Origin of the sequence: Bradyrhizobium sp. ISRA464 (genome assembly GCF_029910095.1) — a bacterium.
Classification (GTDB): domain Bacteria; phylum Pseudomonadota; class Alphaproteobacteria; order Rhizobiales; family Xanthobacteraceae; genus Bradyrhizobium.
This window is the reverse complement of record NZ_CP094526.1, coordinates 975,698-1,000,165: the sequence shown is the minus strand read 5'-3', so window position 1 is coordinate 1,000,165 and position 24,468 is coordinate 975,698. Positions and strand designations below refer to the sequence as shown.

Genomic DNA, 24,468 nt, shown 5'->3' with positions numbered 1-24,468 from the left:
TGCCGCGGGGATGACGGGGGAGAGCCGGGCGGTGCCACAATGATTAACGCGCTAGCCTGCCTCGGCGGCCTTGCCTGGAGCCTGCGACCGAAGGCCGCCCTTGGTCTCGATGAAGCTGACGATGCGGTCGAGGCCGTCGCTCTTCTTCAGGTTGGTCATCACGAAGGGCCGCTCGCCGCGCATCCGCCTGGCGTCGGTATCCATCTTCTCCAGCGACGCGCCGACATAGGGGGCGAGGTCGATCTTGTTGATCACCAGCAGGTCGGACCGGGTGATCCCGGGGCCGCCCTTGGAGGGAATCTTGTCGCCCGCGGCGACGTCGATGACATAGATCGTCAGGTCGGCCAATTCCGGCGAGAACGTCGCGGCAAGGTTATCGCCGCCGGATTCGATCAGGATCAGATCGAGGTTGGGAAACTTGGCCCGCATGTCGGCGACGGCGGCCAGGTTCATCGAGGCGTCCTCGCGGATCGCGGTATGCGGGCAGCCGCCGGTCTCGACACCCGCGATACGATCCGACGTCAGCGAGCCCGAGCGCACCAGAAACTCGGCATCCCACTTGGTGTAGATGTCGTTGGTGATCGCCGCGATGTCGTAGCGCTCGCGCATCGCCTTGCAGAGCAGATCCATCAGTGCGGTCTTGCCGGAGCCGACCGGGCCACCGACGCCGACCCGCAACGGACCGTGGGAAGTGGGCATGTCACACCATCCATCGTCGTCCCGGCGAAGGCCGGGAACCATTACCACCAAACCTCATTGCGGCAGCGCGCTGGGGCCCCAGCCCTGGATAACCACAAGAGCCTGTGGTTATGGGCCCCGGTCCCGTGCGCAATTGCGCACTAGGCCGGGACGACGGCTGAGGACGCTGCGCCAGCATCATCGCTCGATCGCGCATCATGACCGGAACAGCCTCGTATATTGCGTCTCGTGCCGCAAGCTCGCGATGTCGGCGCGGAAAGTCGCGCTGCCGAGATCGTCGAGCGATGCTCCTTCGGCGCGGCGCGCGGTCGCGGCGACATCGGGCTCGAGATCGGCCAGCACGCGCTGGCTGTCGGTTTGCCCGAGCGGGATCAGCCGGCTGCCTGCGGAAATCCAGTTCGACACCACGGCGTGGAGGAAGGCGTGCAGCGACGGCGCGAGCGGGATGCCGTGTGCCGCACTGACGAGGCCGACGGCGACCGGATAGACGATCGGGCCGCCGCAGGCCGCAATGATCGTGTCGAGGCCGGGCGAATTCCAGGCGGCCTGCGCAATGTCGATGAAGGCGCGCCCCTGCGTCGTGGTCTCGAGCTGCCGTTCGCGCGACGGCACGAGCGCGGCGGCAAGCTCGGCGATCTCGCTCAAAGCGGCATGATCCTGGTCGGACACCGCGCGATGGCTCTGCGCCAGCAAGACGCCGTCGCAAAATCCGCTGCCGTCGGTCAGGATCGCGGCCAGCCAGCCGCGGAGTGATCCGGCATCGGTGATATCGCCGGCCTCCACCGCCCATTCGATGCCGCTGGAATAGGAGAACGCGCCGACCGGGAACGACGGCGACAGCCAGGTCATCAGCCGGTACAGCGCCCTCGCCTCACCTTCCGTCATCCCGTCGCCGACAGCGGCGCGATCCGGCTCATTTGTGGTCATGAGCATGGGAGTGGTCTTGATGGTGATGATGGTCGTGACCGCAATGCGCGTCGTGCTGATGATCATGACCATGGAGATGACCATCACCGTGGTGATGATGGCCGTGATCATGATGGTGTTCATGACCATGATCGTGCGCATGGCCGTGGGTGTGATCGTGCCCGGCATGGCCATGTGCGTGCGGCTCTTCGGCATGCGCATGCTCTGCATAGGCACCGCCCTCGGGATCGAACGGCGCTTCGATCTCGATGACGCGGGCGCCGAGCCCCTTCACCATCGCCTCGATCACGTGATCGCGGCGGATGCGCAGGCCCTTCGGCATGATCTGCGTCGGCAGATGACGGTTGCCGAGATGCCAGGCGACCCGGATCAGATGATGCGGATCGCTGCCGCGGATTTCCACCAGCGGCTCCGGAGCGGCGACCACCTCGATGAGGCGGCCGTCCTCCAGCACCAGCGCATCGCCGCCGCGCAATGCGACGGCGTTCTCGAGATCGAGCAGGAACTCAAGCCCGCGCGTCCCGGTCATCGCCATCCGCCGCCGGTGCCGGTCGTCGAAATCGAGCACGACGGTGTCGGCCGGCGTATCCTTCCAGCGGTGCTGTCCCAGAACCTTGGTCGCGCGGATCATGCTTGTCTGCCTCGATATCCCGGCGTTCGGTGGCTTCATCCTTCGACGGCGCTTCGCGCCTCCTCAGGATGAGGTCTCAAACCCTCATGGTGAGGAGCGCGGCGCCGCCGCGCGTCTCGAACCATGAGGCCACCAAACAGGTACACATTAGATCTTCTCGACCTTGCCGTCGCTGATGATCTCGATCACCGTCGGTCCGGTCTTCATTTGCGACGAATATTCCCGCCACACCTTCATGTGCGGCGCGCGGGCATGCGCATTGAGATCTTCGCGACTCTCCCAACGCTCCACCACCACATAGAGGTTGGGATCGTTGACGCTGACATGGCCGTCATAGGCGATGCAGCCCTTCTCCTTGCGGGTCTCGACCGTGCAGGCCTTGTGCCCCTTGATGAAGTCCTCGCGGCTCTCCGGCTTCATCGGCGTGGTGGCAATGACGTAGATCATGGATTGGCTCCTTGTTCTTCTTGGCTAGCGGACGTCAACCTTCTCCGGGGTGATCACCTCGATCCTCGGCGGGGCGGCCATGCATTTCACCGCGACCCGGCCGAACGTCTTCATGTGCTCGGCGGTGCGATGCGGCACCAGCGCCTCGGCGTTTTCCCACTGCTCGACGAACACCATCTTGCTTTGGTCGGTGACGCTCTCGTGCAGGTCGTAGGCGATGTTGCCGGGCTCCTTGCGGGTCTCCTTGATGCAGGCCGTTGCCGCGGCGATGAATTCGGCGCGGGTCTCGGGCTTGATGGTCAGCGTGGCAACGACGTAAATCACGGAAATTCCTCCCGGTTTTCTCTTCTGGTTTCAGATACCGGGAGGGGTTTTAGAACATAAAGTAACGCTGTGCCATGGGCAGCACCTCCGCCGGCGCGCAGGTCAGCAGCTCGCCGTCTGCGCGTACCTCATAGGTCTCGGGATCGACCTCGATCTCGGGGGTTGCATCGTTGTGGATCATACTCTTCTTGGAGATCTTGCCGCGGGTGTTTTGCACCGCGTAGAGCTTCTTGGCTGTGCCGAGCTTGCGAGCGAGGCCGCCCGCGACGGCGGCCTTCGATGTGAACACCACCGATGACGCGGTGAGCGACTTGCCGAAGGCGGCAAACATCGGCCGGTAGTGCACCGGCTGCGGCGTCGGGATCGAAGCGTTGGGATCGCCCATCGGAGCGGCCACGATCGAGCCACCCTTGATGATGCAGTCCGGCTTGACGCCGAAGAAGGCCGGCGACCACAGCACGAGGTCGGCGAGCTTGCCCTTCTCGACCGAGCCGATCAGCTTCGACACGCCGTGCGCGATCGCGGGGTTGATGGTGTATTTGGCGATGTAGCGCTTGACGCGGAAATTGTCGTTGTCGTTGCCCTTGTCCTGCGGCAGGGCGCCACGCTGCTTCTTCATCTTGTCGGCGGTCTGCCAGGTGCGGATGATGACTTCGCCGAGCCGGCCCATCGCCTGCGAGTCCGACGACATCATCGAGAGCGCGCCGAGGTCGTGCAGGATGTCTTCCGCGGCGATGGTCTCCTTGCGGATCCGGCTCTCGGCGAAGGCGAGATCCTCGGCGATCGAGGGATCGAGGTGATGGCACACCATCAGCATGTCCAGATGCTCGTCGATGGTGTTGCGGGTGAACGGCCGGGTCGGATTGGTCGAGGACGGCAGCACGTTCTTCAGGCTGGCGATCTTGATGATATCAGGCGCATGGCCGCCGCCGGCGCCTTCGGTGTGGAAGGCATGGATGGTGCGGCCCTTGAATGCCTTCACCGTGTCCTCGACGAAGCCGGATTCGTTCAACGTGTCCGAGTGCAGCATCACCTGGACGTCGTGATCGTCGGCCACCGAGAGGCAGGTATCGATCGCCGACGGCGTGGTGCCCCAGTCCTCGTGCAGCTTCAGCGCACAGGCGCCCGCCTTGACCATCTCAACCAGCGCCGCCGGGCGCGACGCGTTGCCCTTGCCCGAGATGCCGAGGTTGACCGGGAAGGCATCGAACGACTGGATCATCCGCCCCATGTGCCACGGGCCGGGCGTGCAGGTGGTGGCGAAGGTGCCGTGCGACGGGCCGGTGCCGCCCCCTAACATCGAGGTGACGCCGGACATCAGCGCGTGCTCGATCTGCTGGGGGCAGATGAAATGGATGTGGCTGTCGAATCCGCCGGCGGTGAGGAGCTTGCCTTCGCCCGCGATCACGTCGGTGCCCGGGCCGATCACGATGGTCACGTTGGGCTGGATGTCGGGATTGCCGGCCTTGCCGATCGCTGCGATCATCCCGTCCTTGATCGCGACGTCGGCCTTCACGATGCCCCAGTGGTCGACGATCAGCGCGTTGGTGATGACGGTATCGGCGGCGCCTTGCGCGTTGGTCACCTGCGACTGCCCCATGCCGTCGCGGATCACCTTGCCGCCGCCGAACTTCACCTCCTCGCCATAGGTGGTGAGATCCTTCTCGACCTCGATGATCAGATCGGTATCGGCGAGCCGCACCTTGTCGCCGGTGGTCGGTCCGAACATGTCGGCATAGACGGAACGCTTGATCTTCACGGCCATGTCAGCCCCCTGCTTCAGCCAGCGCAGCCCTCGCGCGCGCAATGGTGTCGTCGAAAATGCGGTCAAGCCGCGGATTGATTCCCCGGCAACCTGCGACCACCTTCTCGGCCCAGGCTGCATAATCGGCGAGGTCGTCACGCTCGTCCTTGCTTGGATGCGGCACGATCCGAGCGCCGATATTGCTGACCTTGTCGGCAGCCTTGATCAGCTTGGCGGCGGGTGATTTGTGCGGGGTATCCTCGATCTGCCTTTGCCGACGCACGGCCTTCGGCAGGCTCATGTCGTCGGTGCACTCGACGACCAGCGAGGCGACGCGCTCGCTGAATTCACGCGCAAGCTCCTCGCGCGTGGTCCCGGCGTCCTCGATGGTGTCGTGCAGCCAGCCGGCCGCCACCAGCTCGGCATCGGTGCCATCTGTGACGGCGGCGAGCAGGTTCGCGACCTCGGCGAGATGGTTGATATAGGGCTCGCTCCCCCGCCCCTTGCGCGCCATCCCGTTGTGACGGCGCGCAGCGAACTCGGCGGCTTCGGAGATCAGGCGGATCGCGGGGAGCATGACGGCTACAGTGCTCCTCGGCAGGAGCGCACGTTGCAAATCCACTTTGCACCAGATTGCCGAATCTCTTCGGTCGGCGCTCGGGGCTTACCCCTCTCCCCAGCCCTCCCCCGCATCCGCCTTCGCCGAGGCTTCGGCGGACATGAGGGGGGAGGGAGCCCGGCCAGCGTGCTCACCTCACTCGACATCACCGCGGGTCTCGGCCGGATCACAACTTGCCCTTCACCTCGGCCCGGAAGCCGTAGATCACGCGCTTGCCGGCGAGCGCCACGAGCTGGACGTCGCGGGTCTGGCCCGGCTCGAAGCGAACCGCGGTGCCGGCGGCGATGTCGAGACGCATGCCGCGGGCGCGTCTGCGGTCGAATTTCAACGCCGGATTGGTCTCGAAGAAATGATAGTGCGAGCCGACCTGGATCGGCCGGTCGCCGGTGTTGGCGACCGACAGCGTCACGGTCTTGCGGCCAGCATTGAGCTCGATCTCGCCGTCCTTGATGAAGAGTTCGCCGGGGATCATCTGTCTCTCCTGTCATTCCGGGGCGATGCGCGGCATCGAACCCGGAATCTCGATCAACAATCGCTGGATTCCGGTTCGGCCTTGCGGCCACCCCGGAATGACGGCTGTCCTATCGGATCGGCTCGTGCACGGTGACGAGCTTGGTGCCGTCGGGGAATGTCGCCTCGACCTGGATGTCGTGGATCATCTCGGGGATGCCGGCCATCACCTGGTCGCGGGTCAGCACCTTGGCGCCAGCCTGCATCAGCTCGGCGACCGTGCGCCCGTCACGGGCTCCCTCGACGATGAAGTCGGTGATCAACGCGACCGCCTCGGGATGGTTCAGCTTGACGCCGCGCTCGAGCCGGCGGCGCGCCACCATGGCCGCCATCGAGACCAGGAGCTTATCCTTTTCGCGGGGAGACAAATTCATGCGAGCACTCTGTCGTTCAGGAATTCAGTTGAGCCGCGGCAGCGGCACGGCGGAGGCGCGGCTCAGCACCGTCATCATGTCGGCGCGGAGCCGGGCGGCATCTTGGGCACAGAAGCGCGCCATTGCAAAGCCATTCCAGGCGGAGATGCCGACCTCGCCGCCGAAGTTGTCCGATGCCTCGCGGATGCGCTCGACCAGCGCCGCATCGCCCGGTACGATCAGCGCGGTGCCGATCGCCGTGCCGCCACCCGCGATCGCGGGCCTGGCGAGCTTCTCGCCGATCTCGCCGTCGAGACGGACCGTCTCGGCAAACACCAGCCGGCCGCCGCGGCGCATCCGCCAGCGGTCGACAAATTCGCCATGGCGCATGGTCTCGCCCATCGCGGAGCGGCCGAACACCACGATCTCGCAGAGCAAGAGCGAGGCATCGTCGGCTAGGTCGATGTCGAAGCGGCGGTGAATATGGGCGCGGTCGAACAGGATGGTCTCCTGTGGCAGCCAGGCCAGATGCGCACCTGTGTCGGCCTTCAGCGCGATGTCGAGCCGCGCCGCTGCGATCGAGCATGGTGCGATCCGGTTGGATCGCACCATGCTCTCATTTTGTTTGGACGCGTTTTCTTCACGCGAACCGGTACCCACTTCGCTCGAAAACGCTGCCGATGCGCGATAGACCTTTTCGGCGGCCGCCGTGGTCAGCGTCACGCGGGCGCCCTCGCCGGCCGAGATCGCGATGTCGAAGCGGTCGCCACCGGCAATGCCGCCGGCGGTGTTGACGAACATGGCCGACAGACCCTCGTCCTCCGGTGACGGGAAGCGGACGCGCAGCGAGCCCGACTCGTGCAGGTCGCCGCGCCGGGTGACGCCGTCCTTGAGGTGCACGCCGAACCTGACCGCGCCCTGGGCGCGGTTCGCCGCAAATGTCGCTGAAGCCGCTCCCGCGAGCTCGCTCCGCATCCGCCCCGACGCTCCCTTAATCCCCGTGCCGCTCATTGCGGCGTCAGATTGCATTACAGCGCCATCTGGCGGCTGATCTCGGCGGGATCGAGGTTCGCGCGGTCGCAGGCATATTTCACCGCACCCCGGTCCATCACGGCAAAACTGTCGCCGAGTTCGCAGGCAAAGTCGAGATATTGTTCGACCAGCACGATCGCGATGTTGCCGAGGTTGCGCAGATAGGAGATGGCGCGGCCGATATCCTTGATGATCGAGGGCTGGATGCCCTCGGTCGGCTCGTCGAGCAGCAGAAGCTTTGGCCGCATCACCAGCGCACGGCCGATCGCGAGTTGCTGCTGCTGGCCGCCGGAGAGGTCGCCGCCGCGGCGGCCGAGCATGGTCTCCAGCACCGGAAACAGCGAGAACACGTCGTCGGGGATGTTGCGGTCCTCGCGCTTCAGCGGACCGAAGCCGGTCCTCAGGTTCTCTTCCACGGTCAGCAGCGGAAAGATCTCGCGGCCCTGCGGCACGAAGCCGATGCCGCGCCGCGCCCGCTCATAGGGCTTCAGCGCGGTGATGTCCTTGCCGTCGAAATTGATCGCGCCCGAGGCGATCGGATACTGCCCGACCATGGCGCGCAACAGCGAGGTCTTGCCGACGCCGTTGCGCCCAAGCACGCACGTCACCTTGCCGGGCTCGGCGGTGAGCGAGACGCCGCGCAAGGCCTGCGCCGCGCCGTAGTAGAGGTTGATGTTGTCGACCTTCAGCATCGTTCAACGCCCCAGATACACTTCGACGACCCGCTCGTTCGACGACACCTGGTCGATGGTCCCCTCCGCCAGCACCGAGCCTTCGTGCAGGCAGGTCACCTTGACGCCGAGCTCGCGGACGAAGGTCATGTCGTGCTCGACCACCATGATGGTGTGGTTCCTGTTGATCTCCTTGAGCAGCTCGGCGGTCAGATGGGTTTCGACATCCGTCATGCCGGCGACCGGCTCGTCGACCAGCAGCACCTTCGGGTCCTGCGCCAGCAGCATGCCGATTTCGAGCCACTGCTTCTGGCCGTGCGACAGGCTGCCGGCAAGGCGGTTGCGCGCGTCGGTCAGGCGGATGGTCTCGAGCACCTTGTCGATGCGCTCGGATTCGGCCTTGCTGCCGCGCCAGAACAGGGTGCCGCGAACGGAGTGGTCGACATTGAGCGCGAGCAGCAGATTGTCCTGCACGGTCTGGCTCTCGAACACCGTCGGCTTCTGGAACTTGCGGCCGATGCCGAGCTCGGCGATGCGGGTCTCGTCGAGCCGGGTCAGGTCGACGGTGCCGTCGAACAGCACCGTGCCCTCGTCCGGCTTGGTCTTGCCGGTGATGATGTCCATCATCGTGGTCTTGCCGGCGCCGTTCGGACCGATGATCGCGCGCATCTCGCCGGGCTCAAGCGTCAGCGACAGGTTGTTGATGGCGTGAAAGCCGTCGAACGAGACGTGCACGCCGTCGAGATAGAGCATGGCCGAGGTGGCGCGGGTATCCATCACGTTCATCGGCCTACTCCGCCATCTTCGGTGCGCCGACGCCGTCTTCACGCGCGGCACTTTCGGCATCGGGCGAGCTGCGCTGCGCCCTCCAGGGCTCCCACCAGGAATTGAAGGTGCCGACGATGCCCTTGGGCAGGAGGAGCGTGACCAGGATAAACAGCGCGCCCAGCATGAACAGCCAGTACGGCGCGAGCGGCCCTGACGTGAAGTAGGTCTTGGCGTAGTTGACGACGATGGCGCCGATGGCCGCACCGACCAGCGTGCCGCGACCGCCGACCGCGACCCAGATCACGGCCTCGATCGAGTTGCCGGGCGCGAACTCGCTCGGATTGATGATGCCGACCTGCGGCACATAGAGCGCGCCGGCAACGCCGGCCATGCAGGCCGACAGCGTGAACACGAACAGCTTGTAGGATTCGACCCGGTAGCCGAGGAAGCGGGTGCGGCTCTCGGCGTCGCGCACCGCGATCAGCACCTTGCCGAGCTTCGAGGTCACCACCGCGCGGCAGATCGCGAAGGCGACGATCAGCGCGAGGCAACTCAGCAGGAACAGCGCGCAGCGCGTGCCCTCGGCCTGGACATTGAAACCGAGGATGTCCTTGAAGTCGGTCAGGCCGTTGTTGCCGCCGAACCCGAAATCGTTGCGGAAGAAGCCGAGCAGCAGCGCATAGGTCATCGCCTGCGTGATGATCGAGAGATAGACGCCGGTGACGCGGGAGCGGAAGGCGAGCCAGCCGAAGCAGAAGGCGAGCAGTCCCGGCACCAGCAGCACCATAAGCGCCGCGAACCAGAATTTGTCGAAGCCGTACCAGTACCAGGGCAGCTTGTCCCAGTTCAGGAACACCATGAAGTCGGGCAGGATCGGGTTGCCGTAGACGCCGCGGCTGCCGATCTGGCGCATCAGATACATCCCCATGGCGTAGCCGCCGAGCGCGAAGAACGCGCCGTGGCCGAGCGAGAGGATGCCGCAATAGCCCCAGATCAGGTCGATCGAGAGCGCCAGGATGGCGTAGCAGACATATTTGCCCCACAGCGCCACCAGATAGGTCGGCACGTGGAACACCGAGCCCTGCGGCAAGAGCAGGTTCGACAGCGGGATCAGCACGCCGAGGCCGGCCACGATCAGGATGAAGCTGGTCGCGGCGCGATCCAGCGAACGGGTGAGGATGTGCGGGGTCATGCTTCCACCGCCCGTCCCTTGAGCGCGAACAGGCCGCGCGGCCGCTTCTGGATGAACAGGATGATCAGGACCAGGATCGCGATCTTGCCGAGCACCGCGCCCGCCACCGGCTCGAGGAACTTGTTGGCAATACCGAGCGTGAAGGCGCCGACCAGCGTGCCCCAGAGATTGCCGACGCCGCCGAACACCACGACCATGAAGGAATCGATGATGTAGCTCTGGCCGAGATTGGGGCTGACATTGTCGATCTGCGACAGCGCCACGCCGGCAATGCCGGCGATGCCTGACCCGAGCCCGAAGGTCAGCGCATCGACCCGCGAGGTCGCGATCCCCATCGAGGCCGCCATGCGCCGGTTCTGCGTCACCGCGCGCATCTCGAGCCCGAGCGCGGTGTAGCGCAGCATTGCGAGCAGGACGGCGAACACCGCAAGCGTGAAGCAGAGGATCCAGAGCCGGTTATAGGTGATGGTGATCTGGCCGAGCTCGAACGCGCCGCTCATCCAGGAGGGGTTGCCGACCTCGCGGTTGGTGGGGCCGAACACCGTGCGCACCGCCTGCTGCAACACCAGCGACAGGCCCCAGGTCGCGAGCAGCGTTTCCAGCGGCCGGCCGTAGAGGAAGCGGATGATGGTGCGCTCGATCAACACGCCGATGCCGCCCGCGACCAGGAAGGCGAGCGGCACGGCGATGAACAGCGAATAGTCGAACAGGCCGGGATAGCGGCTGCGGATCACCTCCTGCACCACGAAGGTGGTGTAGGCGCCGAGCATCACCATCTCGCCATGGGCCATGTTGATGACGCCCATCACGCCGAAGGTGATGGCAAGCCCGATCGCGGCGAGCAGCAGCACCGAGCCGAGTGAGATGCCGTACCAGGCGTTTTGCACCGCCGACCACATTGCGAGGTTGCTCTGGATCGACGAGATCGCGCTCGCGGCCGCCTTGCCGACCAGCGGCGGCTGATCGGTGCCGACGTCGTTGAGCAGCGCCAGCGCCTCCTGGTCGCCGCGCGCCTTGATCACGGCCACGGCGTCGAGCTTGTCGTTGTCGGACGCATCGGACTTGAACAGGATGATGGCGGCGCGCGCCTCGGCGAAGGCCTGCTTGATCGACTTGTTGGTCTCCTTGGCAAACGCGCTTTCCACCGTCGGAAGCAGGTTCTCCTCATGGCTCTTGAACACCGATTGCGCGGCGGCGAGGCGCTTGGCCGGATCCGATGACAGCAGCGTCAGGCCGCCGAGCGCGGCCTCTATGCTGCGGCGCAGGCGATTGTTGACGCGGACGTCCGCGACGTTGTCCGGCAGCTTGTCGACGGCGGCCCCGGTTGCGGCGTCGATGATCTTGCCGTCACTCCGCGTGACGAAGACCTTCTTGGTGTCCGGATCGGCCGACAGCCGGCCATCCTGCAGCGCGCCGAGGATCGCTGACGCCAGCGGATTACCTGAGGACGCGACCTCGCCGATCGCGGCCTCCGTGTCGGAGAAGTCGTCATTGGCGAATTTGGCGACCGAGTCCTCGAACGGCCCGGCGAGCGCCGGCACGACAAGGCAGGTCAATAGCAGAACGGATAGAAACAGCGCGCGAACGCGATCAAAGCAATGAACAAGCACGTCGATAACCCCGGCAGGAGTGTGGGGAGAAGGCGGCGAGCGAAGCCGCCTTCTCCAATCTCTTGGAAGTTTGTGTTGTGTCGTGGATCAGATCAGGAGCGCCAAATCAGGAGCCCTGGCCGCCGCACTTGTTGGTCTTGGTGTTCCAGTTGCCGCACTTCTTGCCGACCCAATCGCCAATCAGGTCCTTGGAGCCTTCGAGCTCCTTCGACCAGGCGTCGCCGGCCACCAGGCCCGGGGTCTTCCAGACCACGTCGAACTGGCCGTTGCCCTTGATCTCGCCGATGAACACCGGCTTGGTGATGTGATGGTTCGGCAGCATCTTGGCCACGCCGCCGGTCAGGTTCGGCGTCTCGATGCCCGGGAGCGCGTCGATCACCTTGTCCGGATCGGTCGATCCCGCCTTCTCGACCGCCTTCACCCACATGTTGAAGCCGATGTAGTGCGCTTCCATCGGGTCATTGGTCACGCGCTTCGGATTCTTGGTGTAGGCCTGCCACTCCTTGATGAACTTCTCGTTCGCCGGGGTCTTGATCGACTCGAAATAGTTCCAGGCGGCGAGATGGCCGACCAGCGGCTTGGTGTCGATGCCGGCGAGCTCTTCCTCGCCGACCGAGAACGCGACCACCGGGATGTCGGTCGCCTTGATGCCCTGGTTGCCGAGTTCCTTGTAGAACGGAACGTTGGCGTCGCCATTGATGGTGGAGACCACCGCGGTCTTCTTGCCGGCCGAGCCGAAGGTCTTGATCTTGGAGACTTCGGTCTGCCAGTCGGAGAAGCCGAACGGCGTGTAGTTGATCATGATGTCTGCGGGCGCAACGCCTTTCGACTTCAGATAGGCCTCGAGGATCTTGTTGGTGGTGCGCGGATAGACGTAGTCGGTGCCTTCAAGCACCCAGCGCTTCACCTTCTCTTCCTTCATCAAATAGTCGACGGCGGGGATCGCCTGCTGGTTTGGCGCCGCACCGGTGTAGAACACGTTGCGCTCGGACTCTTCGCCCTCGTACTGCACGGGATAGAACAGGATGTTGTTCAGCTCCTTGAACACCGGGAGCACGGACTTGCGCGACACCGAGGTCCAGCAGCCGAACACGACCGCGACCTTGTCCTTGGTGATCAGTTCACGCGCCTTTTCCGCAAACAGCGGCCAGTTCGATGCGGGGTCGACCACGACGGCCTCGAGCTTCTTGCCGAGCACGCCGCCCTTCTTGTTCTGCTCGTCGATCAGGAAAAGGATCGTGTCCTTCAGCGTGGTTTCGCTGATGGCCATGGTGCCGGAGAGCGAATGGAGAACGCCAACCTTGATGGTGTCGTCGGCCGCTTGCGCGGGCGAGAATGGCGAAGACGCAGCCAGCCCCAAAACCAGGCCGGCAGTCGCCGCAAGAGCGCGGCGACGGGTCATCGTCGCTATATCGTGAGTAAGCTGAGTAAGCATGAAATGTCATCTCCCTGACGCAGGCGTGAACGCTGCGAACGGCCGTCTGGCCGCCTGCGGTTAAGAGAATCGCAAGAACTGTGCCACGGTCCGCGCGTCAATTAAGCCTATGACTTTACTGGATAATTTCGAAAGTTCCGGGGAAATACGGAAATCGGCTGCCCAATCATTGGGCTGTGCGAATGAATGCCGAAAGAGCAGACTGATTATTTCATGAGCAAGATTGGCGTTTTGGCTAAATTTCCGGCATGAATTTGTGACAGTCTGCGCGATGATCGGGCGGTCTCTAACCTCGCATTTGCAGCATCTTGAAAGCGCCGTGTTCCTGGGCCATATCAGCGGCGTGCCCGCGAGAATCGCGGAGCGACCCGCGAGCTGCGTGTTCTGGCCGTCCCAACGGCTTCTGGCTCGCCTTATCAGCCAACCAAGCTAGATGCCCTAGACACGCGGGTGTCCCGACGCCCTCGTGCGATCCCGGCGATACCAGCCGGGACGACGACTGCTTTTATGGAAAGACCGACCTTTTGACCTCCTTTCAGGATTTCGGCCTCGCCGATCCCATCGCCCGCGCGCTTCGAGAAGAAAACTATCTCACGCCGACTCCCATCCAGGCCCAGACCATCCCGCTCGCGCTCGCTGGCCGTGACGTCGTCGGCATCGCCCAGACCGGCACCGGCAAGACGGCGTCCTTCGCCCTGCCGATCCTGCACCGGCTGCTCGAGAACCGGGTCCGCCCGCAGCCCAAGAGCTGCCGCGTGCTCGTGCTCTCGCCCACCCGTGAGCTGTCCGGGCAGATCCTCGACAGTTTCAACGCCTATGGCCGCCACATCCGCCTCACCTCGGCGCTCGCGATCGGCGGCGTACCGATGGGCCGCCAGGTGCGCGCCGTGATGCAGGGCGTCGAGGTCATGGTGGCCACCCCCGGCCGCCTGCTCGACCTCGTGCAGAGCAACGGGTTGAAGCTCAACCAGGTCGAGTTCCTGGTGCTCGATGAGGCCGACCGCATGCTCGACATGGGCTTCATCAACGACATCCGGAAGATCGTCGCCAAGCTGCCGATCAGGCGGCAGACGCTGTTCTTCTCGGCCACCATGCCGAAGGACATCGCCGAACTCGCCGAGGCGATGCTGCGCGACCCCGCTCGCGTGGCGGTGACGCCGGTGTCCTCGACCGCCGACCGGATCGCCCAGCGCGTGATCCAGGTCGATTTCGCCGCCAAGCCGGCGGTGCTGGCCCAGCTCTTGAAGCAGGAGCCGGTCGACCGCGCCCTGGTCTTCACCCGCACCAAGCATGGCGCGGACAAGGTGGTGAAGGGCCTCGCCAAGGCCGGCATCGAGGCCAACGCCATTCACGGCAACAAATCGCAAAACCATAGGGAACGCGTATTGGCGGCGTTTCGTTCCGGCGAAGTCCGCACGCTGGTGGCGACCGATATCGCCGCCCGCGGCATCGACGTCGACGGCATCAGCCATGTCGTGAATTTCGACCTGCCCAACGTGCCGGAAACCTACGTCCACCGCATCGGCCGCACCGCGCGTGCCGGCGCCGACGGGGTCGCGATCTCGCTGATCGCGGGCGCCGAGGAAATGGGCTATTTGCGCGATATCGAGCGGCTGATCCGGATCGCGCTGCCGCGGGAGGACCGCCGTACGCCCGGCAACCGCGACGCCGCGGCGCCGGCGCAGCCTCCTTCCCAACCGCACCGGGGCGGCCGCTCTGCGCCACGCGCACATAATGTCCGTGGGAATGAGGCCACTCCAGGCGCAAAAGGCCCTCGCCGCCGCCGCCGTCGAGGTGGTAATAATAGCGCACCGCAGACGAACCGGGGCGAGTCGCCACGTCCGTCGCAGACCGGCAGCAGCGAAGGCATTCAGGGCGTCGCCTTCTTGCATCGCGAGAGCCGGCCGAAACCGCAACCCAACCGCAACAAGCAACCGCAGCACTAGCCGTCGCTCGATCTGGAGAAACACATGGCTAAGGAAGAGCTGATCCAGTTCGAAGGACTGGTGACCGAAATCCTCCCCGACGCTCGTTATCGGGTCCAACTCGATGCCGGACACGAGATCGTTGCCTACACCGCGGGCAAAATGAAGAAGAACCGCATCAAGACGCTGGCCGGCGACCGCGTGACGATCGAGATGTCGCCCTACGACCTCGAAAAGGGACGACTGATTTTCCGTCACAAGGATGAGCGCCCGAGCAGCCCCGGCGGTCCGCCGCGGGGCGGCCAGCAGCGCGGCGGCCAGTTCCGCCGCCGCTGAGGGAAACTTTTGCAACTGCTGCGCGCGTGACATCCCGATGTCCTGCGCGATAAATGGCCGGCGGGCCCGCCGGCCAAAAAATCGCGCACGTCAGGATTGTTTTGAACCGTTCTATCGAATAATATTGGCTATCGATTTTCGGCCGGACGACATTAGCTAACACCGGTACAGCCGGTTCAGACGCTGACGACCCTTCCAAAAATTCGATCTCACCACCCCGCCGACCAAGCGGGTCTTGAACTGTCTATCTGAGAAGGGACTACCCACGTGAGCATGGGAACCGTGAAGTGGTTTAACGCGACCAAGGGTTATGGCTTCATCCAGCCGGATGAAGGCGGGAACGACGTGTTCGTGCACATCAGTGCCGTTGAGCGCGCCGGCCTTGGCACTCTGCGTGAAGGCCAGAAGATCTCCTACGAGATCGTGGCTGACCGCCGTTCCGGCAAATCCTCGGCCGATAATCTCCGCGCCGCTGGATAAGCCGATTTCCCGGACGCGCGAAGCTCCAGGAAATTGCGTCAAGACAACAAAGGCCGCTTCCTCGGATGCGGCCTTTTTGTCGAGCGGACGAACGACCGCGGCCTAGCATTACAGTTGCATCTTCCTGAAGGTTCTGAATCTATGGGCGACCATGATTCGGGATCTGATGATTGGTGGCGCGTCGGTTGAGGATACGCTGACGCTGTGGGCTTCGTCGTTGCGAGATGCCAAGCAACGCATCCGTCCGCTGTTTACGCAAGAGCGGGTCGCGGCCTCGGCGGGGCAATTTCTCGACGGACTGTTGGGCAACGAGCCGCGCAAGACGGGTTGGATGCGGGCGGAAGCGGCTGGCGATCCAGGCCCGTGGCGCCAGCAGGCGATTCTGGGTCGGGGGCAGTGGGATGCCGACGCGCTGCGCGATATTGTACGTGAGTACGCGCTGGAAACGCTGGGTGACGAGGACGCGGTTCTGGTCATCGATGAGACCGGCTTTTTGAAACAGGGCAAGGCCTCGTGTGGGGTCGCGCGCCAGTACACTGGCTCGGCGGGCAAGATCACCAATTGCCAGATCGGAGTGTTTGCCTCCTATGTGTCGCGGCATGGCCATGCCTTCATCGATCGGGCGCTCTACCTGCCAAAGGAATGGACGGACGAACCCGCTCGCCTGAAGGCCGCACATGTCCCGAGCGATGTGAGCTTTGCGACGAAGCCCCGGATCGCGCATCAAATGATCGCTCGCGCGATCGCCGCAAAGGTGCCGTTCTCGTTCGTAGCAGCGGACAGCGTGTATGGCACGGGAGCGATCGAAACCCTGCTGCGCAAGGCGGGCAAAGGCTTGTTCTGGGGGTTGCTTCCAATCACGTGTTCTATTCCTGGGGCAAGCAGCAGCCTGTCGCCGGCACTGCCTCTACGATCGCGCAGAGCCTTCCCAAGAAGGCCTGGCGCCGCCTGCCGTCCGGCGAAGGAACCAAAGGTCCGCGCTGGCACGACTGGGCCTATCTTGAGCTGGCCGATCTCGACGCCGGCGAATACAACGACGACCTTGCCGGGGAATGGACCCGAGGTCTTCTGATCCGCCGCAATATTGCCGACAACAGCTTAGCCTTCTTCTCCACATGGTGCCCCAAGGGCACGTCCATGCAGAAGCTGGTATCCGTGGAAGGCCATCGCTGGGCCATCGAAGACAGCTTCGAAACCGCCAAGAACGAGCTCGGTCTTGATCACAACGAAACCCGCTCCTGGCATGGCTGGCATCGCCATGTCTCACTGGTCATGCTTGCCTTCGCCACGATGGCCGTCATCCGTCATCGGGCCAACACCGGAGCATTGCTTAAAAAAACGCGACCGCGGCCCCGACCGAAGCATCGTTCTTGATCCGCTGGTCGATCCAGGAAATCCGCCGCATCGCCATGAAGCTCGCCCAGCGGCGCATCCCGCATGCCCACATCCTCGCATGGTCATCCTGGCGCAGGGCTCATCAAGCCAACGCGCGCAAAGCGCATCTCAAGCAAAAATTACAACTGTAATGCTAGAGCATTTTCGGTTCTGATAGAATCAGAACCGAAGCCCTAGATTCTAGTTTTGACGCGTTTTCTTCACGCGAACCGGTGTCCACTTCGCTCGAAAACGCTCTAAGTGGTCGGACAAGTCGTCTGCGCGGTTCCGGAGCTTGCCGTATAGAATACGCACAGCGACTGCCGGGGACGGGTATAGGCGACGTCGCTGAGCGTGATGCCGGCCGGTGCCATCACGTAGCCGACCGTCGGCTTGTATGTGTAGCTCACCTCGCTGAAGATCAGATAGGTCCCCGGAATCAGCAGCGCGGGCGGAACAATACTGGTCACGACGTCACCCACCTTGCGGGTCGAGGTCGTCAACGTCGCCACCGTAGAGCCGCTCGTCAGGATCCCAGCCACGCTCCATTGTATCCGCGCGATCTTCGAGGAGTCGATGTAGACCTCCGACAATGTGCCCTTCGTGAGCGTCGGATCATAGGGCGTCATGATGCCGATGCTGGCACTGAAGAAGTTGCTGAGGTCGCTGTCCGCTACCGAGGTCGACTGCGAGGTCAAATCAGACAGCGTTCGCGCGATCAGCGTCACCTTGCGATCCACGGCGACGCCGGACGAAAACTCGACGGTGCCGAAGAGCATCACCAGCATCAACGGCAACACCATCGCGAATTCGACGGCCGCGAGCCCGCGTCCGTCGCGCACAAAGTGGCGCAGGCAGAGCCGGATCCGAGATGTCCGCTGCATGTTCCGCATCAGAAGGGCTCGTTCTTGAAGGCCGCGGTCGCCGTCAGCAGCCGCTTGTTGTTGTTCAGGTTGGCGGCGTTGAAGCCGAGCCCGGTCACGAACAGCGGCCATTGATAGAACAGGCGGACCACGACGATATTGCCGGCGCCGCCGGGATTGTACTGCATGGTCGGGAGGAAGTTTCCGGTCAAGTCGATCGGCGGGGTGATGTTGACGGAGCCGAACTGGTTCGCCGGGTAGCTACGGACGTCGACGTAGATTCCGTTGACGCAATCGAACAGCACGTTGGTCTTGCTACAGACGTAGTTCTTGAACTGCGCCTGGGTGAGCGCCGCCTTCTGCGCCTGACCGGTCATGATCATGCGCGCGGAGTCCTGCGTCACCGTCTCCAGCACCTGGCCGGCGAAAAACGTCATCGCCGTCTCGATAATCGCGAAGAGCAGCCCGAAGAACAACGGCGCGATCAGCGCAAATTCGACGGCGGCCGAGCCGCGGCGATTGCGGCGAAAGCGTCTGAGGAGTTTTAGGGAAAAACGAGCGGGCAGCGGCATCAACGACCCCGGATTAATGGCGGCAACGACTACCGAAGACTCGTTGTTGAAGTATTTCGCCGGATCGAGACAGAGCGACCCGTTCCGTTAAGCCAATCTTAACCGTGTCGGATTGCCGGCCTGCGATCGACCGCCGCCCCGGCGTCGAGGATACGCCGGAGCAATGAGGGGTCAGTTGGTCGGCTTGGCCGCGGCGGCGCTCGAACCGGAGGCCTGGCTGCTCAACGTGCCGGCCTGGTCCATCGTCGCCTTGAAGTAGGTCTCGCCGTCACCGAGCGTGATGCGGCGCTGGCAGACCGGCATGCAGCTGTAGGTCTCGCGATCGACCCCGCGATAGACCGTGACGAGCTGATCGGTCGGGCCCTCGACCTGGATCTGGCGATCCACCAGCACCTGGCCGGTGCGGTCGAGCGCGATGAAGTTGGTCGCGCCATAGCCCTTGCCGGTGACGACGACGACGCCGCCATTTTGCAGGGTCACGTCAGCGATCAGCGGGTTGCCGACGACGATGGTGGCGATGCCCGTGGGCAGCTTGACCAGTTTGGCCTGGTCAACATTGACCGCGATCCTGTCGGGATCTGGCGCAGCCGTGGAGACGGCGGGCCACAGCAGCATGGCTGCGGCGAGGGAGACGAATCCGACGCGCGTGACGGCGCGAATACGCTGGGACTGAAACGACATACTCTACCCCGGGACGTTGACAAGCCGGCAAAAGCGATACGCAGCGGACCGGCGCCCGACGCGGCAAATCTGACCGCAATTCATTTAAGAAGAGCAAAAATCGCTCCGCCAATTGAGCGGATGTCGCGACTTCCGGAGCGGAAACCCGGTGCGACAGACGCGGGCAACAGCGGCACCCCGGCCCAGCATCCCGGCGATCTGGATCGGTGGGTTCAACATCGTCGTCGCCCTTGCGGTCGGGCCAGCGGCCGTCGCAACGAACCGCAAAAATACGGTGCTCAAGACCCGCGATGACGCATCCGACGTCTGGCTGCGGCGGCACTGAGCGCACGTTGCAGGGTTATAGCAATCTTAAGAGTCTGGCAGCAACTTCTGCGGGAGCCGCAACAGCGAGGGCACCACGTGTCGTCGATATCCGGGATCGAGAAGCCCACCGCCAGCGCTGGCGTGCGCGGCCTCACCCCGGATCCGATCCGGGTTCGAGTAGCCCTTGGACGCTGGTTCATGTTCAGCGACTACGGCGCAGTCGCGCAGCGTCACATGGCCATCGTCTGGTCTTGCGTCGTCGGATACGCCCTTGTCGACGTGATCTGGCTGCAAAGCTCAGGGCTTTCGTTCGCTCCTTCGAACTGGACGATAATTCTGAAATGCGTCGCCTGCAGCGCGTTCGCCGGTATCTTTATCGCCGTTGCATACGGCCGTCTTGCCGGGGACCAAAGTCGACCAGCGATTCTGTTGCGACGGGTTTTGCTTCTAACCGAACTGCTGTGGCGTACCAGCCTGCCCATCGGCGGGCTGCTGCTCACGGGGGTCACACTGACCTATTTGATCACCGCCGCGAACTTGCCCTTGAGAGACAATGTGCTGGCGCATGTCGACCGCCTGCTTGGCTTTGACTGGCTGGGCTTTCTACAGGCGACAAACTCCAGCCCGCTCGTCGTGAATCTGCTGGCCAGGGCTTACAATGCGGTAGGTCTCCTCTCCAACTTGGTCCTGATCTCGCTTGTTCTGCGACGCCGCGGGGACAGGATCACGGAATTCATGGCCGTTCTGAGCCTGAGCACGGTCGCCGTGTGCATCGGCATGGCACTCGTTCCGGCCGCTGGCGCCTTCGCATATTTCCATCCCGCTCCGCAGCTCTTTGCGAACTTCTCGGCGTTGGGCGAGATGTGGCCCTTTCTGCGAACCTTCCTCATGCTGCGCGATGGAACACTCTCCATCATCGACCTCTCGACACCTGACGGGATCGTCAGCTTTCCCTCGTTTCACACCATGCTGGGCCTCATAACGATCTACGCGGCGCGCGATACGCGCTGGCTCCTGATCCCCCTGCTCATCGTGAATGCGACGATGATCCTGGCGACGATGCCCGTCGGAGGTCATCACCTCGCCGATGTGCTGGCGGGCGCCGCCCTGACCATCGGCGCAATCCTCCTGGTCCGTCGCCAGAATACGGCGACACCGATCCAGGCGCAGGACGTACAATCCACCGGCGCCTGATCGATTGAGGCAATGCCGGGGCGCAGGGTCGCATCGCACCTCAGCGAGGTCTACCGCGCTGGCGGCTCCAGCATCGGCGCCGCGCGGCGAAGCACAAGCACGATGAGCATGACCGTCAACAACGGAGCCAAGCGGCCCGGGACAAAGAGAAGTGGCGGGCTGACGATCGGCACCAGCCAGATCATGAACATCAGAATCCAGCACCACACCGGCTGCGCGCGCCCTTGCGTCATCAGCCAATACGCCGCCGCCACCACCAGCAGGACCTGGTCATAGGGGCCGGAATGCGGCGCGGCCAGCACCGTGGCCGCCAGAAAGACGGCCGTCTTCTCCATCGTGCTTAGCCGTGAGCGGAAGGCGAGAACGACAGAGGCCGCAGCGCCGATCATCGCGGCAAGCTGGATGGCCGAGGCCAGCCGCGGCGGAGCGCCAAGCAGGCCGACACATGTGTAGACGCTGTTGCCCCACATGCGGCCGTACTCGATCCACTTCGCATCGGGCCGGACCAGATTGTCGATCATGAGGGGGTACCAGCGAAGCCACAGGTCCCACCCGAAGATCAGGTCGCTCGCAACGGCCATGGCGAGCGCGGACAGACCGGCCGCCCACAGCGCGCGCCACTGTCCGGCGGCGATCAGCGCCAGCGGGACCAGAAGGCAGAATTGCGGCTTGAACGTCAGCAGCCCCAACGTCAACCCGCACAAAACCGGGCGCGCCTCGAGAAGCCCCAAGCCGGCGACGATCAGCGCGACGACCAGGAACGCGAGCTGTCCATCGATCACATTGACCGCCGATGCCGGACACAGCAGGGCCATCGCCAGAAGAATTCCAGAGGACGCCGAGCCGGCCGCGTTCAACCGCAGCGCGGCAGCCATCAGGCCTGCGCTCGCAGCCTGGAACGCCGCATAGGAGCCAAAGAACCCCAGCGGGGCGAACGGCAGAAGCAGCAGCAGAAAGCTTGGCGGATAGGCCCACGGCCGGAATTCCAGCGGTTTGGAGAGCCAGCCTGCAAACGCTGTATTGAGAAAGCCGGTGAACCGATCACCGTCGAAGATCAGCGACGCGTTGCCATCAAGGACCGAACGGATCGCCCCGCAGAACACCATCCAGTCGGTGCCGAGCGTGTTGTGGTCGAGCCCGATCCTGCCCGGATAGGGAATGGTCGTGGCGAGGATGGCCCAGACATAGACCGACGTCACCAGGCCGACAACGAGCACGACCACAGGCGGCCGCAGGACGCCTTGCCTGCCGTCGTTTCCGGCGTCGGCCAAGCTCGTGCCCGATCCCGCCGAATGGAGACGCGCCGGCATCGATGCGGCGGCAACGGCTTCCTGCTCAATCGGCGGTGCGCACATAAACCACCGCGTGATCGTCAGCGTACGCGCGCTGCCAGCCGCCAATCCGGTCCAACAGTTTGACCGCAGGCGTCGTCGGCTCGAGCATCACTGCGTCGATATCGTAGGTGCGGAGCAGATCGATGAAGCGATCGACATCCTTGAGCTGCAGCGCACGGTAATAGGCGATATCGAACGTCTCGCCATACAGCTCGGCGCGACCGTCGACGAACACCGGCACCTGCCGCCAGATCAGATAGCCGCCGAACGGGAGGTCGTTGAGGACCCGCTTGACATTGCGCGCCTTCAACACGTCCACCGCGGCCGCAGGCGATTGCGGGGGCGGCGGTGCGATACGCTCGCTTCTGGCAACGGCCCAGGTCGAGATGCAAAGCGCCACCAGCAGCGCGAATGCCGGTGCGGCCCTAAGCCGGACCACGCCCGCCGCCCGCAAGCCGAACTGGGACGCCAGCGGCGTGAGGACGACCATCGGCAACAACAGCGCGAAGATCTCGATATTCCTGACGTGGGACAGCGCCATGTACAGCAGGCCGAGCACCAGGGCGATCCGCGGCAGCGGCAGCCTCACGCCGCCGTAGAGCGCCGCGGCGATCAGGGCGAGAACGACAAACTCGAATCCGCCGATATGGCCAAAATCCGCCGGCATCCATTCCCCGATGAGATGCAGCAGTTCACCGAGACCCAGGATCTTCAGCGAAGCCAGGATCGAACCCCAGCCATAGGGCGTCACGCAGCACGCGGCCAGCGCGCCGACCCCGAAAGCCAACCAGCGTAGCGCCAGCGATGGCCGCTGCGCCGGCGCGGCATTCCAGATGGCGTCGAGCGCGAATGCACCGACCAGCACCAGGCCGAACAGAAAGCCGCCGTGCAGATTGGCCCAGAGCGCAATCAACGGCAGCAGCCAGAACGTGGGCGTCTCGCGGCGCTCGCTGGCGACCATCAGGGCATTGGTCCAGGCGATCATGACCGGCAGCACGAGGACGTGCGGGCGCGCCAGCAGATGCGGCGTCGACAGCGCCAACGCGGCGAGCGCGACGACGCTCGCATAGGTCGCAGGCATCCGGCCGCTCAGAATGGCGGTGAGCTGCGCGAACGCGGCGGCGATGCAGATCGCGGCCAGCGCCGCGGGCCCGGTCCATCCGGCGAGATCGTAGGCCTTCGCGTACAGAACCTGCGAAAGCCAGGACGACGACATCCATGGTTCGCCGGCTCTGGTGAACGAATAGATATCGACCGAAGGCACCGTGCCGTGATCGAGGATCCATCGGCCCACGGCAATCTGCCAGTAGGTGTCGGAATCGGCGAGCAGCTTGCTGCCGGCGAGCAACAGCAGCGCGTAGACGCCGCACGCCACCAGAAACCACGCGGGCACCTCGCCGAAGACCGAGGCTCTCTCCCGTGGAATGGTTGCGATCTCTGAGCTCATGGCGGCATGCGCCGGTCAATCAACTCATTGACGGAACGGATAGGCCAGTTGTCCGCCGATCTCGGTCGGAATTGCCTTGTCGTCGGCGCCGTAATCCGCGGGCAGCACATTGTCGGGCATCCGGAAGGTTCCGAACAGGATATCCCAGATCGGGAAGGTGCCGGCAAAGTTGGTGTCGCCGCCCTCATCGAGGGCGGTGTGATGCCAGCGATGGAAGACCGGCGTCGCGATCACGTATTTGAAGGGACCGAGCGTCCAGTTCAGGTTGGCATGGACGAAGGCCGAGTGGAATGTGGTGAACGGGCCGACCCACAGCATGATGTTCGGCGAGATGCCCGCCATCAGCAGGATGACGTCGACGGAAATCGTGCCGATCAAGAGATTGACGGGATGGAAGCGCGCGGCCGAAATCCACTCGAGATCCTCGGACGAGTGATGGATCGCGTGATACTTCCAGAAGTCGCCGCCGTGAAACATCCGGTGCAGCCAATAGAGCATGAAGTCGGAGGCGACCAGGAAGATGATCGCCTGCAGCACCAGCGGAAGCTTCGACAGCGGGCCGTGTCCGTTGTCGTAGAATGCGATCAGCTCGTCGGCACCATGCACGTTGAATACGGCCGCGGCGCCGACCATCAGCAGCCCGATGCGAAACACGCGCGCGAACACCGGCACGAAGAACCAGTAGCAGATGTCGGTGACGAGCTCGCGCTTCTGCCACCAGGGCTTGCCGGGATTGCAGGCCCAGAAGTGGGTCAGCACGGTGAAGACGATCGCCAGCATGATCGTGATCGGCACGACCTTGATCATGGTCTGGCCGAGCATCTCGATGACTTCAAGGGGAAGCGTAGGCATGGCGGTCCCGTCCAATGGCAAGTCTCATGGGTATCGACCTGCGCTTAAAGACCTGTGAATCCTCATCAACTTTTGACGTCCGGCAACAACGCGCAATTTTCGCGATCGGCTTAATGCCAAATTTACTGTGCGCAACAACTGC

The 24,468-nt window shown here is 64.0% G+C and carries 26 protein-coding genes and 1 pseudogene; 6 read left to right on the top strand and 21 right to left on the bottom strand.

The features are described from left to right. Positions 1–51: 51 nt before the first annotated feature. From ureG to urtA, 15 genes are all read right to left on the bottom strand, one after another. Positions 52–699 carry an urease accessory protein UreG gene (gene ureG / locus MTX19_RS04645; RefSeq protein WP_280974227.1) on the bottom strand — a complete coding sequence of 216 codons (648 nt, stop codon included), beginning with the start codon at positions 697–699 and terminating at the stop codon, positions 52–54. Positions 700–894: 195 nt separating this feature from the next. After that, positions 895–1,632 (bottom strand): urease accessory protein UreF, encoded by a 738-nt coding sequence (locus MTX19_RS04640; RefSeq protein WP_280984693.1) that lies wholly within the window; start codon positions 1,630–1,632, stop codon positions 895–897. Beyond that, entirely contained in the window at positions 1,613–2,257 is a 645-nt protein-coding gene (locus MTX19_RS04635; protein ID WP_280982624.1) for an urease accessory protein UreE, read from the bottom strand. Before MTX19_RS04635 ends, MTX19_RS04640 begins: the two co-directional genes overlap by 20 nt. A 147-nt stretch (positions 2,258–2,404) precedes the next feature. After that, positions 2,405–2,704, bottom strand: a complete 300-nt coding sequence (locus tag MTX19_RS04630) for a putative quinol monooxygenase (protein WP_280982623.1) — start codon at positions 2,702–2,704, stop codon at positions 2,405–2,407. Between the two features lie 24 nt (positions 2,705–2,728). Next, the gene (locus MTX19_RS04625; protein WP_280974230.1) at positions 2,729–3,028 is read right to left on the bottom strand and encodes a putative quinol monooxygenase; all 300 of its coding nucleotides are present in this window, start codon (positions 3,026–3,028) and stop codon (positions 2,729–2,731) included. Between the two features lie 49 nt (positions 3,029–3,077). Beyond that, positions 3,078–4,793: an urease subunit alpha gene (ureC, locus tag MTX19_RS04620; RefSeq protein ID WP_280982622.1), complete on the bottom strand. Its 1,716-nt coding sequence runs from the start codon at positions 4,791–4,793 to the stop codon at positions 3,078–3,080. A 1-nt stretch (position 4,794) separates the two neighbouring features. Next, positions 4,795–5,349, bottom strand: a complete 555-nt coding sequence (locus MTX19_RS04615) for an HD domain-containing protein (RefSeq protein ID WP_280982621.1) — start codon at positions 5,347–5,349, stop codon at positions 4,795–4,797. A gap of 208 nt (positions 5,350–5,557) precedes the next feature. Next, positions 5,558–5,863: an urease subunit beta gene (locus MTX19_RS04610; RefSeq protein ID WP_229196673.1), complete on the bottom strand. Its 306-nt coding sequence runs from the start codon at positions 5,861–5,863 to the stop codon at positions 5,558–5,560. Between the two features lie 109 nt (positions 5,864–5,972). After that, the gene (locus MTX19_RS04605; RefSeq protein WP_212396654.1) at positions 5,973–6,275 is read right to left on the bottom strand and encodes an urease subunit gamma; all 303 of its coding nucleotides are present in this window, start codon (positions 6,273–6,275) and stop codon (positions 5,973–5,975) included. 24 nt (positions 6,276–6,299) lie between these two features. Then, positions 6,300–7,229, bottom strand: a complete 930-nt coding sequence (locus tag MTX19_RS04600; protein ID WP_280982620.1) for an urease accessory protein UreD — start codon at positions 7,227–7,229, stop codon at positions 6,300–6,302. A gap of 53 nt (positions 7,230–7,282) precedes the next feature. Continuing rightward, positions 7,283–7,978 (bottom strand): urea ABC transporter ATP-binding subunit UrtE, encoded by a 696-nt coding sequence (urtE, locus tag MTX19_RS04595; protein WP_280982619.1) that lies wholly within the window; start codon positions 7,976–7,978, stop codon positions 7,283–7,285. Positions 7,979–7,981: 3 nt separating this feature from the next. Then, positions 7,982–8,743 (bottom strand): urea ABC transporter ATP-binding protein UrtD, encoded by a 762-nt coding sequence (gene urtD, locus MTX19_RS04590; RefSeq protein ID WP_280982618.1) that lies wholly within the window; start codon positions 8,741–8,743, stop codon positions 7,982–7,984. Between the two features lie 4 nt (positions 8,744–8,747). Continuing rightward, on the bottom strand, positions 8,748–9,917 hold the full coding sequence (gene urtC / locus MTX19_RS04585; RefSeq protein ID WP_280982617.1) for an urea ABC transporter permease subunit UrtC: 1,170 nt from the start codon (positions 9,915–9,917) through the stop codon (positions 8,748–8,750). Then, positions 9,914–11,473 carry an urea ABC transporter permease subunit UrtB gene (urtB, locus tag MTX19_RS04580; protein WP_280984692.1) on the bottom strand — a complete coding sequence of 520 codons (1,560 nt, stop codon included), beginning with the start codon at positions 11,471–11,473 and terminating at the stop codon, positions 9,914–9,916. The genes urtC and urtB overlap by 4 nt, the downstream gene beginning before the upstream one ends. A 160-nt stretch (positions 11,474–11,633) precedes the next feature. Continuing rightward, entirely contained in the window at positions 11,634–12,962 is a 1,329-nt protein-coding gene (urtA, locus tag MTX19_RS04575) for an urea ABC transporter substrate-binding protein (protein ID WP_280982616.1), read from the bottom strand. A gap of 524 nt (positions 12,963–13,486) precedes the next feature. Here urtA and MTX19_RS04570 point away from each other — a divergent pair. From MTX19_RS04570 to MTX19_RS04550, 5 genes and pseudogenes are all read left to right on the top strand, one after another. Further along, on the top strand, positions 13,487–14,908 hold the full coding sequence (locus tag MTX19_RS04570; RefSeq protein ID WP_280985859.1) for a DEAD/DEAH box helicase: 1,422 nt from the start codon (positions 13,487–13,489) through the stop codon (positions 14,906–14,908). 24 nt (positions 14,909–14,932) lie between these two features. Continuing rightward, the gene (infA, locus tag MTX19_RS04565) at positions 14,933–15,223 is read left to right on the top strand and encodes a translation initiation factor IF-1 (protein ID WP_066515688.1); all 291 of its coding nucleotides are present in this window, start codon (positions 14,933–14,935) and stop codon (positions 15,221–15,223) included. A gap of 267 nt (positions 15,224–15,490) precedes the next feature. Further along, entirely contained in the window at positions 15,491–15,703 is a 213-nt protein-coding gene (locus tag MTX19_RS04560) for a cold-shock protein (RefSeq protein WP_016842648.1), read from the top strand. A gap of 151 nt (positions 15,704–15,854) precedes the next feature. After that, a pseudogene (locus MTX19_RS04555) lies at positions 15,855–17,077 on the top strand (IS701 family transposase). Beyond that, positions 17,074–17,229: a hypothetical protein gene (locus MTX19_RS04550; protein WP_280978692.1), complete on the top strand. Its 156-nt coding sequence runs from the start codon at positions 17,074–17,076 to the stop codon at positions 17,227–17,229. Before MTX19_RS04555 ends, MTX19_RS04550 begins: the two are co-directional and overlap by 4 nt. 105 nt (positions 17,230–17,334) lie before the next feature. On the opposite strand, the gene MTX19_RS04545 is transcribed toward MTX19_RS04550, so the two are convergent. The 3 genes from MTX19_RS04545 to MTX19_RS04535 all read right to left on the bottom strand — a co-directional run bounded on the left by MTX19_RS04545 (position 17,335) and on the right by MTX19_RS04535 (position 19,193). Then, the gene (locus MTX19_RS04545; protein WP_280982615.1) at positions 17,335–17,961 is read right to left on the bottom strand and encodes a TadE/TadG family type IV pilus assembly protein; all 627 of its coding nucleotides are present in this window, start codon (positions 17,959–17,961) and stop codon (positions 17,335–17,337) included. A gap of 8 nt (positions 17,962–17,969) precedes the next feature. After that, positions 17,970–18,512 carry a TadE family protein gene (locus MTX19_RS04540; RefSeq protein WP_280982614.1) on the bottom strand — a complete coding sequence of 181 codons (543 nt, stop codon included), beginning with the start codon at positions 18,510–18,512 and terminating at the stop codon, positions 17,970–17,972. 171 nt (positions 18,513–18,683) lie between these two features. After that, on the bottom strand, positions 18,684–19,193 hold the full coding sequence (locus tag MTX19_RS04535) for a pilus assembly protein N-terminal domain-containing protein (RefSeq protein WP_280982613.1): 510 nt from the start codon (positions 19,191–19,193) through the stop codon (positions 18,684–18,686). 402 nt (positions 19,194–19,595) lie between these two features. On the opposite strand from MTX19_RS04535, the gene MTX19_RS04530 reads away from it, so the two are divergent. Continuing rightward, a complete protein-coding gene (locus MTX19_RS04530) occupies positions 19,596–20,693 on the top strand; it encodes a phosphatase PAP2 family protein (RefSeq protein ID WP_280982611.1) in 1,098 nt (365 codons plus the stop codon). A 50-nt stretch (positions 20,694–20,743) separates the two neighbouring features. Here MTX19_RS04530 and MTX19_RS04525 read toward each other — a convergent pair whose 3' ends face one another. The 3 genes from MTX19_RS04525 to MTX19_RS04515 form a co-directional block, all read right to left on the bottom strand. Then, positions 20,744–21,964, bottom strand: coding sequence for a glycosyltransferase family 87 protein (locus MTX19_RS04525; protein WP_280982610.1), 1,221 nt, complete (start codon positions 21,962–21,964; stop codon positions 20,744–20,746). A 64-nt stretch (positions 21,965–22,028) separates the two neighbouring features. Beyond that, complete coding sequence (locus MTX19_RS04520) at positions 22,029–23,474, bottom strand: hypothetical protein (protein WP_280982609.1); 1,446 nt, start codon at positions 23,472–23,474, stop codon at positions 22,029–22,031. A gap of 24 nt (positions 23,475–23,498) precedes the next feature. Further along, positions 23,499–24,326, bottom strand: coding sequence for a sterol desaturase family protein (locus MTX19_RS04515; protein WP_280982608.1), 828 nt, complete (start codon positions 24,324–24,326; stop codon positions 23,499–23,501). Between the last annotated feature and the right edge of the window lie 142 nt (positions 24,327–24,468).

What these genes read in the sequence shown, in the direction of transcription:
- ureC (WP_280982622.1), bottom strand. Translation starts at nt 4,793, where the DNA reads ATGGCCGTGAAGATCAAGCGTTCCGTCTATGCCGACATGTTCGGACCG.
- MTX19_RS04635 (WP_280982624.1), bottom strand. Translation starts at nt 2,257, where the DNA reads ATGATCCGCGCGACCAAGGTTCTGGGACAGCACCGCTGGAAGGATACG.
- MTX19_RS04545 (WP_280982615.1), bottom strand. Translation starts at nt 17,961, where the DNA reads ATGCAGCGGACATCTCGGATCCGGCTCTGCCTGCGCCACTTTGTGCGC.
- urtD (WP_280982618.1), bottom strand. Translation starts at nt 8,743, where the DNA reads ATGAACGTGATGGATACCCGCGCCACCTCGGCCATGCTCTATCTCGAC.
- MTX19_RS04515 (WP_280982608.1), bottom strand. Translation starts at nt 24,326, where the DNA reads ATGCCTACGCTTCCCCTTGAAGTCATCGAGATGCTCGGCCAGACCATG.
- urtC (WP_280982617.1), bottom strand. Translation starts at nt 9,917, where the DNA reads ATGACCCCGCACATCCTCACCCGTTCGCTGGATCGCGCCGCGACCAGC.
- urtE (WP_280982619.1), bottom strand. Translation starts at nt 7,978, where the DNA reads ATGCTGAAGGTCGACAACATCAACCTCTACTACGGCGCGGCGCAGGCC.
- MTX19_RS04540 (WP_280982614.1), bottom strand. Translation starts at nt 18,512, where the DNA reads ATGCCGCTGCCCGCTCGTTTTTCCCTAAAACTCCTCAGACGCTTTCGC.
- ureG (WP_280974227.1), bottom strand. Translation starts at nt 699, where the DNA reads ATGCCCACTTCCCACGGTCCGTTGCGGGTCGGCGTCGGTGGCCCGGTC.
- MTX19_RS04605 (WP_212396654.1), bottom strand. Translation starts at nt 6,275, where the DNA reads ATGAATTTGTCTCCCCGCGAAAAGGATAAGCTCCTGGTCTCGATGGCG.
- MTX19_RS04640 (WP_280984693.1), bottom strand. Translation starts at nt 1,632, where the DNA reads ATGCTCATGACCACAAATGAGCCGGATCGCGCCGCTGTCGGCGACGGG.
- MTX19_RS04610 (WP_229196673.1), bottom strand. Translation starts at nt 5,863, where the DNA reads ATGATCCCCGGCGAACTCTTCATCAAGGACGGCGAGATCGAGCTCAAT.
- MTX19_RS04520 (WP_280982609.1), bottom strand. Translation starts at nt 23,474, where the DNA reads ATGAGCTCAGAGATCGCAACCATTCCACGGGAGAGAGCCTCGGTCTTC.
- infA (WP_066515688.1), top strand. Translation starts at nt 14,933, where the DNA reads ATGGCTAAGGAAGAGCTGATCCAGTTCGAAGGACTGGTGACCGAAATC.
- urtA (WP_280982616.1), bottom strand. Translation starts at nt 12,962, where the DNA reads ATGCTTACTCAGCTTACTCACGATATAGCGACGATGACCCGTCGCCGC.
- MTX19_RS04600 (WP_280982620.1), bottom strand. Translation starts at nt 7,229, where the DNA reads ATGCGGAGCGAGCTCGCGGGAGCGGCTTCAGCGACATTTGCGGCGAAC.
- MTX19_RS04630 (WP_280982623.1), bottom strand. Translation starts at nt 2,704, where the DNA reads ATGATCTACGTCATTGCCACCACGCCGATGAAGCCGGAGAGCCGCGAG.
- MTX19_RS04615 (WP_280982621.1), bottom strand. Translation starts at nt 5,349, where the DNA reads ATGCTCCCCGCGATCCGCCTGATCTCCGAAGCCGCCGAGTTCGCTGCG.
- MTX19_RS04535 (WP_280982613.1), bottom strand. Translation starts at nt 19,193, where the DNA reads ATGTCGTTTCAGTCCCAGCGTATTCGCGCCGTCACGCGCGTCGGATTC.